Below are 17,053 nucleotides of genomic sequence, written 5' to 3'. Positions count from 1 at the left end.
GTGCACGAAATTTAATTATGAAAAAATATAAAGATACTTTAAATTTACCAAAAACAGATTTCTCTATGAAGGCAAATTTACCAAATAGAGAACCTGAAATGCTTAAATACTGGGATTCTATTAATTTACATAAAAAGCTGGAATTAAAAGGACAGAATAAGCCTGTATTTATCCTCCATGATGGCCCTCCCTATGCTAATGGAGCTATTCATTTAGGCCATTCTGTTAATAAAGTATTGAAAGATATTGTAATCAAATCTCAAACCCTTGATGGTAAATACTCTCCATATATTCCAGGTTGGGACTGTCATGGCTTACCAATTGAGTTGAATGTAGAAAAAAAATTAGGCAAAGTCGGCCATAAGGTTTCGGCTGTCGAATTTAGAGAAGCTTGCAGGTCCTATGCTTCAAAGCAAATAGAGATACAGAAGAAAGAATTTGCTAGGTTAGGTGTTTTGGCAAGGTGGGAGAATTCTTATCTTTCAATGGATTTTAAGTTTGAAGCTAATATTGTTCGATCTCTTGGTAAGATAGTAGAAAAGGGATTTCTGGAAAGAGGAGAAAAGCCAGTTCACTGGTGTTCTTCCTGTGGGTCAGCATTAGCTGAAGCAGAGGTGGAGTATCAAGATAAGATTTCTACTTCTATAGATTTTGGATTTCCTTTAGATGCTGTTGATTTAGAGCCTATCTTTAAGAAATCAATAGAAGGACCCATTCTTGCGGCAAGCTGGACTACAACTCCTTGGACTTTGCCAGGAAATGTAGCACTTTGCGTGAATGGTGAATTGGAATATTCTTTGATAAAAGTTTCAATGGAAGCTAAAGAATTGGTTTTACTGGTGGCTAAGGATTTAATAAAAGCAACTTTAGAGAGGATTGGAATCTCCAAGTTTGAAGAGTTGGCTAACTGTAGCGGTCAAAATCTTGAAGGATTAACAGCAAGACACCCTTATTTAGATAGAAAATCTAAAATTATATTAGGCGACCATGTCACAATTGATGCAGGAACGGGTATTGTACATACCGCTCCTGGGCATGGCATGGAAGATTTTATTGCAGCTAAAGATTATAACTTGTCTGTGATTAATCCAATCAAAGATAATGGAACTTTCAAGGAAGATGTAGAGCATGTGGGCGGTATGTTTGCTTTTAAGTCTAATGAAAAAATTATCGAAGTTTTAAGACATAATAATACTCTATTTTCATGCTCTAATTATGAACATAGTTATCCTCATTGCTGGAGACATAAAACTCCTTTAATGTTTAGGGCTACCCCTCAATGGTTTGTCGGAATGAAGCAAAAAGACCTCTTAAATAAAACTATTAATTCAATAGAGAAAGTAAAATGGGAGCCTACATGGGGCAAAGGCAGGATGTCAGGTATGTTAGAGGGTAGACCAGATTGGTGTATTTCTAGACAGAGAGCTTGGGGAGTTCCCATCACTCTTTTGATTCATGATGAAACCAATGAATTACATCCTAATATGTCAGATATCATTACAAAAGTTGCTTTATTAATTGAAAAAGGAGGTATTGATGCTTGGCATCAAGTGGACATTAAAGAATTAGACAGTAATGTTAAAAATTATAAAAAGGTCACAGATTGTCTAGATGTTTGGTTTGATTCAGGAGTAACTCATGAATGTGTTCTTAACGATGATAATGATTTAGAATTTCCTGCTGATCTTTATTTAGAAGGTTCGGATCAACATAGAGGATGGTTTCAATCTTCTTTATTAACCAGCATTGCTATAAACGATTCTGCGCCATACAAGTCAGTGCTAACTCATGGTTTCGTGGTTGATTCTGAAGGTAAAAAGATGTCTAAGTCAATTGGAAATGTTATATCTCCACAGCAAGTTTGGGACTCAAAAGGTGCAGATGTTCTAAGAGCCTGGATATCTGCTACAGATTATAGAAATGAAATGGTGGTATCAGAAGAAATACTCCAAAGATCCGCTGATTCTTACAGAAGAATTAGAAATACTATACGTTTTTTATTAGGAAATTTACATGATTATGATGATTCAAGGGATGCTTTAGATATCAAGGACTTAGCGGAATTAGATAAATGGATGATAACTAGGACTAAAAATCTTCAAGAAGAAATCATTGATGCTTTTTCAAATTATCAGTTTCATATAGTATTTCAAAAAATACAAAATTTCTGTACTAATGATCTTGGAGGGTTTTACCTAGATATTTTAAAAGACAGGTTATACACCTCTAAAGGTAATTCCATAGCTAGAAGATCATCTCAAACGGCTCTCTATAAAATACTTGGATTTTTACTAAGAGCAATTTCTCCTATTTTAAGCTTCACAGCAGAAGAAGCATGGAGGTCATTAAAGCCAAAATCTGATTCTATCTTTTTAGAGGAGTGGTCCAAGGATTGGCCTTCTATTAAGGAAGGTTTTATATCCAATAAGGATTGGGAATTAATATTATTGATTCGAACTGAAGTGAATAAAGTACTAGAATCTTCAAGAAATTCTGGTTTGATAGGTTCGTCATTAGATGCTGAAATCCATTTATATTGTTCGAAAGAAATAGAATCAGTTTTAGAAAAATTTGAGGAAGAATTAAGATTTATTTTTATAACCTCAGAAGCAAAGATATTTGAACTAGGTCAGCATGGTGAAGGAACAAATATGGATGGTCTAAGACTTAAAGTACTAAAATCTGAGCATGATAAATGTGAGAGATGTTGGCATAGCAGGCCTGAAGTTGGATCAGTAGAAAATCATCCTTCAATATGTAAAAGGTGCATAGAAAATATAGAAGATTTAGGTGAAATACGTAAGTATGCTTAATAGATGAGAATTCTTTATATATTAATATTTCTTATTTTAGCAGTTGGACTAGACCAAGTTTCTAAGAACTTAATTTCATCAAGCCAATTTTTGGGAGAATCAATTAATATTTTTCCTTTCCTGGATTTCACTTTAGTTCATAATTCAGGAGTAGCATTTAGTTTTTTGAGTGATGGTGGTTTACTAATGAGATGGATGTTAGTCATATTAATCTCATTAGTTATTGGATATTTTTTTTTTCTGCTTATAAGCATTAGAAAGAAGAGCTATTTTGAGACTATAGCTATGTTATTTATATTATCTGGAGGATTAGGAAATTTAATAGATAGATTTTTGTATGGATATGTGGTGGATTTTATTCATTTACATTATGCAAATTATTCCTTTTTTATATTTAACCTAGCCGATACCTGGATTACTATAGGTGCAATTCTTTATATTATTTATTTCTTTTTTATAGAAGAAGGTGTTGATGAAAATAATACTAGCCAATCCTAGAGGTTTCTGCGCTGGCGTAGACAGAGCTATAGAAATAGTAAGACAAGTTTTAAAGACTAGAGGAGCTCCTGTTTATGTTAAACATGAAGTCGTGCATAACAGAACTGTCGTTAATGAATTAAAGAAATTAGGTGCAGTCTTTATTGAAGATATAGATCAAGTTCCAGAGGGTCAAACACTTATCTATAGCGCCCATGGAGTGGCAAAATCGGTCCAGGTAAGTTCTAATAAAAGAAATCTTGAAATATTCGATGCAACTTGCCCTTTAGTAAGTAAAGTTCATGCAGAAGTCCAAATGCATTCTAAATCAGGAAAGGAATGTATCTTAATAGGGCATGCCAATCATCCAGAAGTTGAAGGGACAATGGGTCAATACAGCAAATCTCTTGGCGGTGAAATTTATCTTGTAGAGTCATTCTTAGATGCCCAATTATTAGAAATAAATAATCCTGAAGAAGTTTCTTATGTCACTCAAACTACACTCTCCGTTGACGATACAAGGGAAATAATTGCAATGCTTAAATCCAGATTTCCTTTAATTACAGGGCCTCGAAAAGATGATATCTGCTACGCAACCCAGAATAGACAAGATTCAGTTAAACAGTTAGCCTTAGAAGCAGATTTAATCCTTGTTGTTGGTTCAAAAAATAGCTCTAATTCTAATAGATTGAGAGAAATAGCAGAAAGATCAGGTGTGGAATCTTACCTTATAGATACTTTTCAAGATTTAAATCCTCAATGGTTTAAAGGTAAATCTATTATAGGTATCACTTCAGGTGCTTCTGCTCCAGAAAACTTGGTTAAAGAGGTTATAGAAGCTGTTAAGGTAGATTATAAAATAGAATATCCTTTTAGCTATGATAGAGTTGATGAAGGAGTAGCTTTTAGACTGCCAAAAGAATTAAGAAGTATTCAATAATATCTACAAAGGAGAAAAGATGAATCAGTTATCTAATTTACCAAGGTGTAAAAAAATAATATTAAAATCTAGACCTGAACAGAATCCGTCAAAAGAAAATTTTGATTTAGAGGAAGGCATAGCTCGGGCTCCTGAAGATGGAGAGGTTTTAGTTGAAGTTGACACTCTTTCCATAGATGCATTTATACGCACTACTCTTAGTGAGGATGCGTTTCATGGGACAGCAGGTTTAGGAGAGGCAGTCACGGCCCTTGGCATAGGGAAAGTGTTGATAAGTAAATCAGACAATTTTAGTGAAGGAGAAATGGTTAGCGGACCTATGGGGGCTCAAACACATGTGACTATGGCCGCTGAGGCTTTTCAAAAGGTTTCAAATCCTGAATTAGATTTACCTGTCCAGTTAGGAATTCTTGGAGTTGGAACAGGCCTGACAGCTTATTTTGGAATGCTTAAAGTTGCAGAAGTCCAATCAGGAGATGTTGTTCTTGTCTCAGCTGCAGCCGGAGCCGTTGGGAGTGTAGCCTGCCAGATTGCAAAGATAAGAGGAGCTCAAGTTATAGGCATAGCAGGTGGACCTAGCAAAAGTGATTTTATTATCAATGAATTAGGTATGGATGGAGCTATTGATTATAAAAATCAAGATGTTGACTCAGAGTTGAGCAATCTAGCACCTGAAGGAATTGATGTATTTTTTGATAATGTAGGTGGAGATATACTTGATATTGCATTGGATCATATTAAAGATAGAGCTAGAGTAATTATTTGCGGAGCTATTTCTCAATATGGAAGTTTTGAAACAGAAAAACGATATGTGCAAGGACCCAGGCTTTACTTAAGATTAGCTGAGAAATATTCACGAATGGAGGGATTTACTGTGATGCATTTTGCTGATCAGTATGATCGGGCCATAAAAGATCTTCTGAAGTTTTATAAAGAAGGTAAACTAAAAATGCCTGCCCATTACGAGAATGGGATTGAATCTTTTCCTGGTGCACTTGAAATTATGTTTAATGGCGGACATACAGGAAAACTATTGGTAAAAGTATAGTATTAAGGGATATTTTTTTGTTCAAAATCAAGAATCATTTGTTAGAGGGAGTTAAATTTATAGAGTCTCCTAATTTTTCTTTAAGACCCGTTGAAAAAGATATTACAGTTATAGTTATTCATAATATTAGCTTACCTCCTGGAGAGTTTGGTGGAGATTATGTTCAGGACTTTTTTATAAATAACTTAAATTCAACTGAACATCCTTATTTTGGAGACATAAAAGAATTAAAAGTTTCAAGTCATCTTTTTATAGATAGAAAAGGAAAGCTAACACAATTTGTTCCATTTAATAGAGCCGCTTGGCATGCTGGAATTTCTTCTTTTAAAGGTAAAGAAAATTGTAATGATTTCTCAATAGGTATTGAGTTAGAAGGTACAGATACTATAGCTTATACCAATAAACAATATTCAACTCTTGGATTAGTTTCAAAAACCCTTCTAGAAAATTATCCTCATATTTTATTAGAAAATATTGTAGGACATTCTGAAATAGCACCCGTCAGGAAAACTGATCCGGGTAAATCTTTTAATTGGAACGCTTTTAAAGCAAGTCTTGAGTAATTACTTCTTTTGAGACCAAGTAACTTCTTTAACTCTTAAGTTAATGTTAATCTTTCGAGCCAAAACAAACAAAAAATCAGAAAGTCTATTAAGATAAGCGATGCAATTTGCATCTACCTTTTCGGATTCTTGAACTTTTACAATTGATCTTTCTGCTCTTCGGCAAACCGTTCTTGTTAAATGTATTGCAGAAGAGACTTGATGACCTCCGGGTAATATAAAGTTTTCTAATTCAGGAAGGAGTTTATTGATAGTTTTAATTTTTTGGTCCATTAATAAAGTATTTGAAATATCAAAATTAGTTTTAGCGCGCATAGTTAATGAGCCACCTATATCAAAAAGACAATTCTGAATATTTTTTAAGAAGTCTGCTTCTTCTGCCAGTTCTGGTAAGGAACAAATATAACCAATCCATGAATTTAGTTCATCTATTTCACCTATAGAGCTAATTAAATTACTTGATTTATCTATTCTAGATCCATCTGCCATTCCTGTAGATCCATCATCACCTTTCTTTGTTGTGACTCTAGTAATTCTTTTTTTCAATTGAAACCTCAAAATTCATAATTTATCTTTAGCCATATTGATCTATCTTGATTCAGATAATAACCATTTGATGATGTCGCTGTAAAATATTCTTTATTATTTAAATTTTGAATCTTTAGAGCAATCATTAACTTATTAGTAATTTTTTTAGTTACTGACAAATCAATTCTTGAGTAACCAGGAATTTTTAATTTACTGAAATCTTTTTTTCTACTAAATGTAGAAAGGCTAAAATTAACCATATAGCTTGATATATCCTTATTTAGATTTAAACTTGCAGATTTTTGAGATCTCCTTAAAAGAGAATCTCCATTTTGGTCTATAGGATTCTGCTTTCTTATAATTAAACTTCCATTCAGATATCTTTTACTCCACTTATATCTTAGTTCTAAACCCTTATTTTTAGATTCTTCAATGTTTTTAAGAACATAGTCCAAAAAGTCAAATGTTATTAAATTATTTGATTTGTTATTAAAGTAAACTATCTTAAGATCATAATCTTCTTTTCTTTTTCTTAAACCTATCTCATAGCTTTTCGAATCTTCAGGAGACAAGTTTTTATTTGAACCAAATCCATATAATTCAGAGCTATTGGGAGATCTAAATGCTTTTCCAGTATTTAGATTAAGGGACCAAGAAGAATTTAAAGGTTTAAGGTATCCGATATTCCAAGAAAACTGATTTCCGTAAGTTTCATGCTCAGCCTGTCTTGCTGATAGCATTAAGTAATTCTTATTAAATGACCATCCAATAGTGCCAAAAAAAGAATTAGTAATTAATTTTTTATTAAAAAAAGATCCATAGCTAGAATAATCAACATCTTCATGTTCCTTTGAATAACCAGCACTGTAAGAAAGCGATTTAGAGTTTGATTTGTGAATTAAGACTTCATAGGAATTCCTTAGTGTTTCAGTGAAATCTAAGATGCCTAGAAAATTCAGATTATTTTGAGATATTAAATCCTTTGAAGAGTGAAGATTTATGATAATTAAGTGGTTTTTTGTTAGCAGAAGTTCAAAATCAGCGGACGAAGCCTTGTTCTCATAATCTTGAGAGACAGGGTTACCAAAAACTAGATATTCAACATTACCCTTGGAGGACCAATTAGAAATATCCATATTTAGTCTTTTAAATCTATGGCTTAAGCCTGCGATAATACTTTGATTTTCATACCCTCTATCCAAAGACGAATTACTTAGTACTGGAAATCCGTTTGTACTGTTATCTAAAATTGTAAAATCCAAAGAGGTCTCGTCAAATCTTTTGCTAGCTTGAAAGTATTTTTTTACATGATTATCAGGTCCGATACCTAAACCTAGTTTAATTTTATTAAGTAGAGTATTATTTTTGGTTGAAATATTTATTACTCCACCAATAGCTTCTGACCCATGAATAGATGAGAAGGGACCTGAACCTATCTCAATTTTGGATATCAAATTAGGGTCTAAATTATATATAGAAGCTCCTCCAGCCGTAGAGGGATTTATCTTTACTCCATTAACCTTAACGAGGACATGATTACTATTAGAGCCTCTTAGAAAAAGAGAACCAACTTGTCCTGGACCGCCATTAGAGCTTGTATCTATAGCTAAAGAAGAGCTGAGTAAGTTCAGCATATCTGTAGGTTGAGTTTCCTTTATATTTTTTTGGTCTATGACATCTATAGTGGCTGGAATTTTATAGTCCTCAGTTGGAATCTTGGTTGCAACTGTGATTATCTCATCATATTGACTAGTTGAAAGGGTGCAAGAAGCATAGAGAAGAAAAACTAAAATAAAGTTTTTTTTAATCATAGAATTACCCATCGTAATTAGTAAAATTTAAAATTTTCTGGCCGGTATCCGGGCTTAAGAAGTTTTTGTTTTGACAAAATGTTTATACCGCCTTCCCACTTTATTAAAAGCAGTGGCTTAGAGCATAAAATCTTCTATTACCGTTGCGAGGGCAGCACTGGATTAAAGTAATATTTTTCACCAGTTTCCCGTTTATCCAAATTTAATTGGCACCAGAACATAATTATAATACAGCAACTCATTAAATTTTATTAAAAAAATCTTTTTTTGCTAGTCACTACAAACTAAACTAAATGCTTAAAAATATGCAGGAGCTTGTTATGCCTTCTTTCGATATACAATCTGAACTAGATAAACATGAAGTAACGAACGCAATTGATCAGGCTCAAAGAGTTATCGACAACAGGTTTGATTTTAAAGGAACTGAATCAAGTTTTCAGTTATTAGAGGAAGAAATTTTTTTAACTGCAAAAGAAGAATTCCAAGTCCAACAGATGCTACCCATTTTGCATGATAATTTGTCAAAAAGAAAAATAGATTTGAAATGTCTTGCTGAGGAGAAAACTGAAATTTCTACAGGTAAAGCTACTAAGAAAATAATGCTAAGAGAAGGAATTGATAGAGATCTAGCAAAGGATATAACAATGCTTATTAAAAAATCTAAAAATAAAATCCAAGCTTCGATACAAGGAAACTCTGTTAGAGTTTCTGGAAAAAAAAGGGATGACCTGCAGTCTATTATAGAAGAGATAAAAGAAGCTGGGTTTGATATGCCTTTGCAGTTTGTTAATTTTAGAGATTAGTTATAAATGGTTCATTCTTGGAAACAAGCTCTTTTAAATTATTTTCAGCCTAAACTAATTCTCATACTTTTATTGGGGTTTTCGTCTGGTTTACCTTACGGAATGTTGATAGACCCTTTAAATTTTTGGTTATCTGAATCAGAAATCAGCAGAGCAGCAATTGGTTTGCTGTCTTTAATTACTTTAACCTATTCTTTTAAGGCAATCTGGGCTCCATTCGTTGATAGGCTCCAGATTCCTTTTATTTATTTATTGGGTCAAAGGAAGAGCTGGCTAGTATTTAGTCAACTATTCATATCTTTAACTCTTTTTGGAATGGCTTTAACTGACCCTTCTCAATCTTTACTGCCTCTAGTTATTTTTGCTCTGGCTACTGGTTTTGCTTCTGCTACTCAAGATATTTGTGTTGATGCACTTAGAATAGAAATGGTACAAGAAAAAGAGTTAGGCGAAGCAACTGCAATGTATCAAGCTGGATGGAGAGGAGCCTTTTTAGTATCACAAGTAGTTTCTTTTTTTGTAGCTAGTTTCTTTGATTGGTCCACTGCTTATATACTTGCAGCTCTTATCATCATAGTAATTTCAATAATCTTATTTTTTACTCTTTCAGAACCTGAAAGAGTAATCAAACCCTATATATCTGTATTTTCAGATCCAATCGGATGGTTTCTAGACTCTTATATTTCTCCTTTTAATGACTTTATCTCGCGTTATAAAAATAATTTCATTTTAATTATATTGATCGTGATTTTTTATAGGTTTAGTGACATTATACTTGGTCCTATGGCTATGCCCTTCTACAGAGAAGCAGGTTTCAGTAAAGAAGAAGTAGCTACTATAACCAATGCTTTTGGTATATTAGTTACTATATTTGGGGCATTTGCAGGGGGACTTTTAATTTACAGAAACGGCATTAAAAAAATATTAATAGTAGGCGCACTATTAGTCTGCATAACAAATTTAATGTTTGCTTTCTTAGAAACCAGAGGTCATGATCTATTATTCTTATCCTTAACCATAGCCCTTGATAATTTTAGTCAAGGAGTTGCTTCCACGGTTCTTATAGCTTATCTTTCTTCTATAACCAGCCAAACTTTTACCGCTACCCAGTATTCTCTTCTATTTTTATTAGCTACAGTACCAGCAAAATTAATTTCAGCATTTTCTGGATTTGTGGTTGATGAAGTAGGATATTTTAATTTCTTTCTTTATGCATCTTTGATGGGATTACCAGCAATATTTTTATCTTTAAAGATTTCATCTTCTAAAGAGTAGTATTTCATTTGATAACTTTATTTAGATTATTATTATTTCTCAGTTTTATTTTAGTAAGTTATTTGGCCATTCAGCCTTCAGTAAATAGTTCAGGAATATTATATTTAGACAAAGTATTCCACTTTTTTTCTTTTTTTATTTTAAGCTGGTTGTCCGACTTCTCTACAAAAAAGAATTACTATTTATTGATAACTTTTTTATTAATATTTTATGGATTAGGAATAGAAGTGGCACAAAGTTATATTCCATCTAGATCATCAGAAATTCTAGATTTCGTTGCAGATCTTTTAGGAATACTTGTTTATTTTTATTTAGCCCTTAAATTTAAAGAATAAATTATGAAATTCTTATTACCTATATTCATTATATTGCCGATCATAGAAATGTATTTTTTAATTCAAGTAGGATCATTTATAGGTGCTATAAGCACAATATCATTGGTTATTTTGACAGCAATTATAGGCCTCATGGTTATAAAAGCACAAGGATTTCAAGCCTTAATGAAGGCGAAGGTTAAAGTTAGAAATGGAGAAATGCCCACAGAAGAAATATCTACAGGATTTTTTTTAATTATTTCAGGCTTATTCTTGCTTACACCTGGGTTTTTTACTGACTCAATTGGTTTTTTGTTTTTAGTACCGCAAGTAAGATTAGTAATAAGAAACCTTATGATGTTTTTTCTTCCTAATTTATTTGTAAATCCTATCTCTTCTAAAAAGAATCCCACTTCTATTGATGATGACTGGATAGAAGGTGAGTTCAAAAAAGAAGATTAAATTATTTAAAATATCTTGAAATAAATCAAAAAGACCCCAAATACTTTTCAGGTTAGAAGTTAATTCTTAATAAGAATCCTCTAAAAGCATTGACTAGTATGGTTTCTGCTTTAGAATGGCGCTTCTTTTTAGACTTTGAGTAATTAAAGTCTTATTTAACAATGATTAGTGGAGATAACTAGAATGAAATTGAGACCATTAGGAGATAGAGTCGTAGTTAGACGCAGTGATGACGAGCAAACCTCGGAAGGGGGCATTGTTCTTCCCGGATCAGCAGCCGAGAAACCTTCTCAAGGAGAAGTTATTTCTGTAGGCCCTGGTAAAACCTTGGATAATGGCGATGTACAAGCTTTAGCTGTTAAAGAGGGAGATTCTGTAGTATTCGGGCAGTATGCGGGAAATAATACAGTAAAAGTGGATGGCGAAGAGTTAGTTGTTCTTAATGAGAGCGACATTCTTGGTATTCTTGAAAAATAATTTAAACACATAAGAGGAAAAGAGATGGCTAAAGAAGTCAATTTTGGAGATTCAGCAAGACAAAAAATGCTAAGTGGCGTTAATGTTTTAGCGGATGCAGTAAAAGTTACATTAGGTCCCAAAGGCAGAAATGTGATTTTAGATAAGTCTTTTGGAGCACCTACAGTAACTAAAGATGGAGTTTCTGTGGCTAAAGAAATAGAGCTCGCCGATAAGTTTGAAAATATGGGGGCGCAAATGGTCAAATCAGTAGCATCTCAGACATCTGATGAAGCTGGTGATGGAACTACTACTGCTACCGTTCTTGCTCAGGCAATAGTCAATGAGGGCCTTAAGTCTGTTCAGGCTGGTTTTAATCCTATGGATTTAAAGAGGGGAATTGATAAGGCTGTAACAGAAGCTGTAGAAAAGATTAAAGCAGCAGCTGAACCGTGTTCAGATAATAATGCTATAGCTCAGGTAGGTACTATTTCTGCAAATAGTGATACTTCTGTTGGTGAGATTATTGCGGAAGCTATGGAAAAGGTAGGCAAGGAAGGAGTGATCACTGTTGAAGAAGGTAGTGGCATTGATAACGAATTAGAAGTTGTGGAGGGCATGCAATTTGATCGAGGTTATTTATCTCCTTATTTCATTAATAATCAAGACAAGATGACTGCTGAATTAGAGAGCCCATATATTCTTTTACATGACAAAAAAATATCTAATATTAGAGACTTGCTTCCATTGCTAGAATCGGTAGCTAAAGCTGGAAAACCTCTATTAGTTATTGCGGAAGATGTTGAGGGAGAAGCTTTGGCAACTTTAGTTGTTAACAACATGAGAGGAGTAGTTAAAGTATCTGCTTGTAAGGCTCCTGGCTTCGGTGATAGAAGAAAAGCTATGCTAGAAGATATAGCAATTCTTACAGGTGCTACAGTCATTTCTGAAGAAGTAGGACTTTCTTTAGAAGGAGCTACTATCGAAGATTTAGGACAAGCTAAAAGAGTTGAGCTGAATAAAGAAGATACTACTGTAATTGATGGTGCTGGAGATGCTAAAGCGATAGAAGGAAGAGTGAATCAGATAAGAGCACAAATAGAAGATACTTCATCTGACTACGATAGAGAGAAATTGCAAGAAAGAGTAGCTAAGCTAGCCGGTGGAGTAGCTGTTATAAAAGTAGGAGCTGGATCTGAAGTTGAAATGAAAGAAAAGAAAGCCCGTGTAGAGGATGCACTTCATTCAACAAGAGCAGCTGTTGAAGAAGGAGTAGTTGCAGGTGGTGGAGTAGCTTTAATTAGAGCACTTCAATCCATTGAAAACTTAACTGGCGATAATGAAGATCAAAATGTAGGTATAGGAATCGCTTTAAGAGCTATGGAAATGCCCATGAGACAAATAGCGACTAATGCTGGTGAAGAGGCTTCTGTTATTTTAGATAAAGTAAAAAATCAAACAGATAATAATGGCTTTAATGCAGGTACTGGAGAATATGGCGACATGATTAAGATGGGTATTTTAGACCCTGCCAAAGTTACTAGAACTGCCTTACAGGCAGCTGGTTCTGTTGCGGGCCTTATGCTAACTACTGAAGCTATGATTGCTGACGCACCTGAAGAAGGTGGTGGAGCAGCTGGAGGAATGCCTGGAGGAATGCCTGATATGGGAGGCATGGGTGGAATGCCTGGTATGATGTAAAGAAAAAGCCCCGAAAGGGGCTTTTTTATTTCTCTTTTAATTATAAAAATATTTCTATTGTGATAAAGTTAAGCAAATAAGGAGGGTATATGGAAGATCTTTTAAATATGATGTTTCGTTGGTGGCATATTTTATTTGGCATTACTTGGATTGGTTTACTTTATTATTTCAATTTTATTCAAACTGAATACTTTAAAGAAGCTGAAGAATCAGCTAGGAAAGATGCAGTTTCTAAGTTAGCACCTAGAGCTCTTTGGTGGTTCAGATGGGCTGCATTTTTAACTTTCCTAACCGGTTTAGTTTTATTGCATTTTGTTACTATGAGAATAACAACAGATATTATATTAGGGGTCGTAATGGGCACTTTTATGATGTTAAATGTCTGGGGCATTATTTGGCCTAACCAAAAGATAGTAATTGGATTAAAAGAAGGAGATGCTTCCACAGCAGGACCCAAAGCAGCGTTAGCTTCAAGAACAAATACTCTTTTTTCTGTGGCTATGCTTTATTTTATGGTTTCTTCAGCACATTATCCCCACGGAGGTTATTTATTTGGCGGAACAATGAGTGCATCTGGTTTGTATCTGGGTTTAGCAATCATTCTTGCAATCGAAGCAAATGCTATATGGGGTAAGATGATTCCAGTTATAACATCAGTTAGGGCTGTTATAGTTTCTAGCTTTATACTAGCTTTAGGCTTGTCATCTATAGCTTACTATCTATAGTATTTAATTAAAAAAAAGGAGCATTTAGCTCCTTTTTTATATATAAAGAATTCATTCCTCTGAGTTATCCATATACACAGTCCTGCTTGGAAAAGCAAAATCAGAATTATTTCTTTTTACTATATCCATTATTTCAAAAATTAGATTTTGTTTTACTTGTGAGAAGTTAGTGAAATCCATTGGCTCTGCATAGCAAAGAATTGTTATATCAATAGAACTTGATCCTAGTTCTGTTACTTTGACAAAGTTTTCTTGATTTGGATTTTCAGAAAAATCTTCACAATCTTTTATGAAGAGTTCTGTTTCGTGACAGATGTCTTTCAATTCTTGGACAGAGGTGCTGTACAAAACATTAATTGTCCAATTTATCCTTCGATAGCTCATATTCTGATGATTGATTAATTGAGCATCAGATAGGTCTGTATTAGGTACAAAAACAGGGGATGTATCTAATAACCTTACTTCTGTTGATCTAAATCCTATGTTTTCAACAATTCCATGAAGATCATCACCTACTCTAATTCTGTCTCCATGCTGGAATCTTTTCTCACTAATGATAAAAATACCAGCTATGATATTTTTAAACATATCTTGAGCACCTAAAGCCACTGCTACTGAAAATAGACCTAGACCAGCAATTATAGGGCCTATTTCAATGCCCCATACATCTAACATCATTGTAATTCCTATAATCCAAATGATGACTTTAGCAACTCTATTTAACCATAAGGACATAGCTTGAGTTAACCAAGTACTTTCTCCTAATAGAGAAAAGAATGGCTTAGTAATATTAGAGAGTGCGCTAAAAATTGTATAAATTACTACCATAACTACTAGGTTGGTAATTATTAAATCTAAGGATCCAGTTAAAGGAAGAAAAATGGTAATTAAATACAAAGCAAATGCAATGGGGATCATTCCTATTGGAGCTCTCAGAGATTCTACTATTTCATCATCGAATCCTGATTCCGTATATTTTGTAAGATTAGCCAATTTATCCACTAATTTTGTGCTTATAAGTGATCTTGTTATCAATCCACCAAATATAATTAATAGACATATTATTAGTTGATCAATGCCAATACCCCTAATACCTGTTTGCCAAGTTGCTTGAATAAGATTCCAAAATTCATTAATCATCGTCTGTACTTTCCTCTTTTTTTATTTCTATTTTATGAGCCTTTGCCATTTTAACTACATTATCTTTTATCAAAATAGTCTCAAAACTATAGTTATCAATCTTTAGACCTACATTATTTACTGGAATAGCTTGAGCCGTTTCTAAAATAAGTCCACTTATTGTTTTTGGCCCTTCCACTGGTAAATCCCAATCTAATCTTTTATTAACCTCGCGAATAGTAAGATTACCATTTATGATAAATGCTCCATCAGGTTGAGGCATAATATTTAAATCTTCTTTAGTATCGGACGTAAGTTTCCCTACAATCTCTTCCAAGATAGCTTTCCTAGTGATCATTCCTTGAATATCTCCATATTCATCAACTACAGTACCTACTAATCTTTTTTCATTTTGAAAATTAAGTAATTGCGTATGGAGGGGAGTATTTTCAGGAATATATTGTAAGCCTTGCATACACTCTAATAAGTTTTCTTTATTTTTGTTTTGAATAAGAAAGTTTGCTGCTCCCTCAAGTGTTAAAATTCCTTTTAAATTATCTAAGTTTTCATCATATATTGGTAGATTATCAAACTCATTTTTTTCAAGCACTTTAAGCACATCTTTAATGTCTTTAGAAATATCTATTCCTTTTAATTGAGTCTTTGGAATCATTACATCATTTACTTTTAAATTATCCATATCAAATATACCAACTAGCATCTGAAGTTGTCTATTTGGCACCCCAGAAGATTGAAGGATAGTTTTTAATTCTTCACTACTTAATTCATCTTTAATGGGCTCTTCAGCATTCACTCCTAGCAATTTAGTAATATTATTCGAGATAAGACTCACAAAAGTTACTAATGGACTTAAAATTTTTGATAATGGTTTTAAGACATAAGAGGCTGGAAATGCGATGCTTTCAGGTTTTAAAGCTGCAATAGTTTTAGGCATAACTTCAGCAAATATTATCATTATAATAGTCATTAATACTGTTACTGCTAAAACAGCACTATCATCCCAAACCCTAATAGCAACTATTGTTGCTATTGCTGTAGCTAGTGTGTGGGTAAAATTGTTACCAATTAAAATGACCCCCAAAAGTCTATCTGTCCTTTCAAGTAATTTAGTAACTCTCTTAGCAGGTTTATATTTTTCTTTAACAAGGTGTTTTAGACGATAGCGATTTATAGCCATCATACTTGTTTCAGAACCAGAAAAAAAAGCAGACATAAGAACAAGTAAGACTATAAAGGTAAGTAGAATCCAAAGAGATATTTCGTTCAAGGTAGGTTAGCTATTGCTATAAGATATAAATGTAATGGTTAATGAGATTAATTTTTGTCTATTAAGTAGTTACAAATTATATCATTTTTTACAAAGTAACAAAAAATCTTCAAATAAATTTAAGAATAGTTTGTTAATAAAGCATATTTTAGTTGAAAGGTGCTCATTTTCACTTAGAATACTCCTTTTTCAGATTCAAAGTCATTTTTTAAAATATGTTAACAATAAGATTATCCCGTGCAGGTGCTAAGAAACGTCCTTTTTTCCATATACATGTAGCAGATTCCCGAAAACCAAGAGATGGAAGATTCATAGAAAGAATAGGTTTCTTTAATCCTACAGAAGATGATATTAAAATTGACATCGAAAGAATGAATCATTGGGTGTCTCAAGGAGCTCAATTAAGCCAAAGAGTAAGTAAATTAGTAGACATATCTAAAGAAACAGAAGATCAGACTAAAGTAAGGTTAGAAAAGAAAGAAAAAAAGAAGGCAAAGTTAATTGCTAAAAAAGCTGAGCTAAAATTACAAGAAGAAGGGCCAGCTGAAGCGGCAGAAGAAGCCCCAGCTGAAGAAGCCCCAGCTGAAGCTGTAGAAGAAGCCCCAGCTGAAGCGGCAGAAGAAGCATCAGTAGAAGCGGTAGAAGAGGCACCAGCTGAAGAAGCCCCAGCTGAAGAAGCGGCAGAAGAAGCATCAGTAGAAGCGGTAGAAGAGGCACCAGCTGAAGAAGC

The 17,053-nt window shown here is 33.5% G+C and carries 17 protein-coding genes and 1 riboswitch; of the genes, 13 read left to right on the top strand and 4 right to left on the bottom strand.

All coding sequences use genetic code 11. The features are described from left to right. Nucleotides 1-17: 17 nt before the first annotated feature. The 5 genes from ileS to ampD are packed head-to-tail and all read left to right on the top strand — an operon-like array spanning nucleotide 18 to nucleotide 5,841. On the top strand, nucleotides 18-2,813 hold the full coding sequence (gene ileS / locus P8J93_06455; protein ID MDG2061437.1) for an isoleucine--tRNA ligase: 2,796 nt from the start codon (nucleotides 18-20) through the stop codon (nucleotides 2,811-2,813). Nucleotides 2,814-2,816: 3 nt separating this feature from the next. Continuing rightward, nucleotides 2,817-3,311 (top strand): signal peptidase II, encoded by a 495-nt coding sequence (lspA, locus tag P8J93_06450; GenBank protein MDG2061436.1) that lies wholly within the window; start codon nucleotides 2,817-2,819, stop codon nucleotides 3,309-3,311. Further along, entirely contained in the window at nucleotides 3,286-4,230 is a 945-nt protein-coding gene (ispH, locus tag P8J93_06445) for a 4-hydroxy-3-methylbut-2-enyl diphosphate reductase (GenBank protein ID MDG2061435.1), read from the top strand. Before lspA ends, ispH begins: the two co-directional genes overlap by 26 nt. Before the next feature lie 19 nt (nucleotides 4,231-4,249). Then, nucleotides 4,250-5,278 carry an NADP-dependent oxidoreductase gene (locus P8J93_06440; GenBank protein MDG2061434.1) on the top strand — a complete coding sequence of 343 codons (1,029 nt, stop codon included), beginning with the start codon at nucleotides 4,250-4,252 and terminating at the stop codon, nucleotides 5,276-5,278. Between the two features lie 17 nt (nucleotides 5,279-5,295). Beyond that, complete coding sequence (gene ampD, locus P8J93_06435; GenBank protein MDG2061433.1) at nucleotides 5,296-5,841, top strand: 1,6-anhydro-N-acetylmuramyl-L-alanine amidase AmpD; 546 nt, start codon at nucleotides 5,296-5,298, stop codon at nucleotides 5,839-5,841. Here the strand turns inward: ampD and P8J93_06430 are convergent, their stop codons facing one another. Together P8J93_06430 and P8J93_06425 are read right to left on the bottom strand one after the other, a co-directional pair. Next, nucleotides 5,842-6,387, bottom strand: coding sequence for a cob(I)yrinic acid a,c-diamide adenosyltransferase (locus tag P8J93_06430; protein MDG2061432.1), 546 nt, complete (start codon nucleotides 6,385-6,387; stop codon nucleotides 5,842-5,844). A gap of 8 nt (nucleotides 6,388-6,395) precedes the next feature. Then, entirely contained in the window at nucleotides 6,396-8,180 is a 1,785-nt protein-coding gene (locus P8J93_06425) for a TonB-dependent receptor (GenBank protein ID MDG2061431.1), read from the bottom strand. 21 nt (nucleotides 8,181-8,201) lie between these two features. Next, a riboswitch (cobalamin riboswitch) is annotated at nucleotides 8,202-8,412 on the bottom strand. A gap of 88 nt (nucleotides 8,413-8,500) precedes the next feature. Here P8J93_06425 and P8J93_06420 point away from each other — a divergent pair. The 7 genes from P8J93_06420 (at nucleotide 8,501) to P8J93_06390 (ending at nucleotide 13,916) form a co-directional block, all read left to right on the top strand. Further along, the gene (locus P8J93_06420) at nucleotides 8,501-8,983 is read left to right on the top strand and encodes a YajQ family cyclic di-GMP-binding protein (protein MDG2061430.1); all 483 of its coding nucleotides are present in this window, start codon (nucleotides 8,501-8,503) and stop codon (nucleotides 8,981-8,983) included. 6 nt (nucleotides 8,984-8,989) lie between these two features. Beyond that, nucleotides 8,990-10,258: an MFS transporter gene (locus P8J93_06415; protein MDG2061429.1), complete on the top strand. Its 1,269-nt coding sequence runs from the start codon at nucleotides 8,990-8,992 to the stop codon at nucleotides 10,256-10,258. A gap of 62 nt (nucleotides 10,259-10,320) precedes the next feature. Further along, nucleotides 10,321-10,593, top strand: coding sequence for a VanZ family protein (locus P8J93_06410; protein MDG2061428.1), 273 nt, complete (start codon nucleotides 10,321-10,323; stop codon nucleotides 10,591-10,593). 3 nt (nucleotides 10,594-10,596) lie between these two features. After that, nucleotides 10,597-11,034: an FxsA family protein gene (locus P8J93_06405; protein MDG2061427.1), complete on the top strand. Its 438-nt coding sequence runs from the start codon at nucleotides 10,597-10,599 to the stop codon at nucleotides 11,032-11,034. Nucleotides 11,035-11,217: 183 nt separating this feature from the next. Further along, complete coding sequence (locus P8J93_06400; GenBank protein MDG2061426.1) at nucleotides 11,218-11,511, top strand: co-chaperone GroES; 294 nt, start codon at nucleotides 11,218-11,220, stop codon at nucleotides 11,509-11,511. 24 nt (nucleotides 11,512-11,535) lie between these two features. After that, nucleotides 11,536-13,191 (top strand): chaperonin GroEL, encoded by a 1,656-nt coding sequence (gene groL / locus P8J93_06395; GenBank protein MDG2061425.1) that lies wholly within the window; start codon nucleotides 11,536-11,538, stop codon nucleotides 13,189-13,191. 89 nt (nucleotides 13,192-13,280) lie between these two features. Further along, nucleotides 13,281-13,916, top strand: a complete 636-nt coding sequence (locus P8J93_06390; protein ID MDG2061424.1) for a urate hydroxylase PuuD — start codon at nucleotides 13,281-13,283, stop codon at nucleotides 13,914-13,916. A gap of 51 nt (nucleotides 13,917-13,967) precedes the next feature. Here the strand turns inward: P8J93_06390 and P8J93_06385 are convergent, their stop codons facing one another. After that, nucleotides 13,968-15,056 (bottom strand): mechanosensitive ion channel family protein, encoded by a 1,089-nt coding sequence (locus P8J93_06385; GenBank protein MDG2061423.1) that lies wholly within the window; start codon nucleotides 15,054-15,056, stop codon nucleotides 13,968-13,970. Continuing rightward, a complete protein-coding gene (locus tag P8J93_06380; protein MDG2061422.1) occupies nucleotides 15,049-16,323 on the bottom strand; it encodes a CNNM domain-containing protein in 1,275 nt (424 codons plus the stop codon). The genes P8J93_06385 and P8J93_06380 overlap by 8 nt, the downstream gene beginning before the upstream one ends. 215 nt (nucleotides 16,324-16,538) lie before the next feature. Between P8J93_06380 and rpsP the strand changes: the two genes are divergently transcribed. After that, a partial coding sequence (rpsP, locus tag P8J93_06375) for a 30S ribosomal protein S16 (GenBank protein ID MDG2061421.1) occupies nucleotides 16,539-17,053 on the top strand: 515 nt, incomplete at its 3' end.

It is taken from the genome of SAR86 cluster bacterium (assembly GCA_029268615.1).
Taxonomy (GTDB): Bacteria; Pseudomonadota; Gammaproteobacteria; order Magnimaribacterales; family Magnimaribacteraceae; genus JAQWNM01.
Note: the sequence above shows the minus strand (reverse complement) of the source record. Positions and strands in the feature narration are given on the sequence as shown.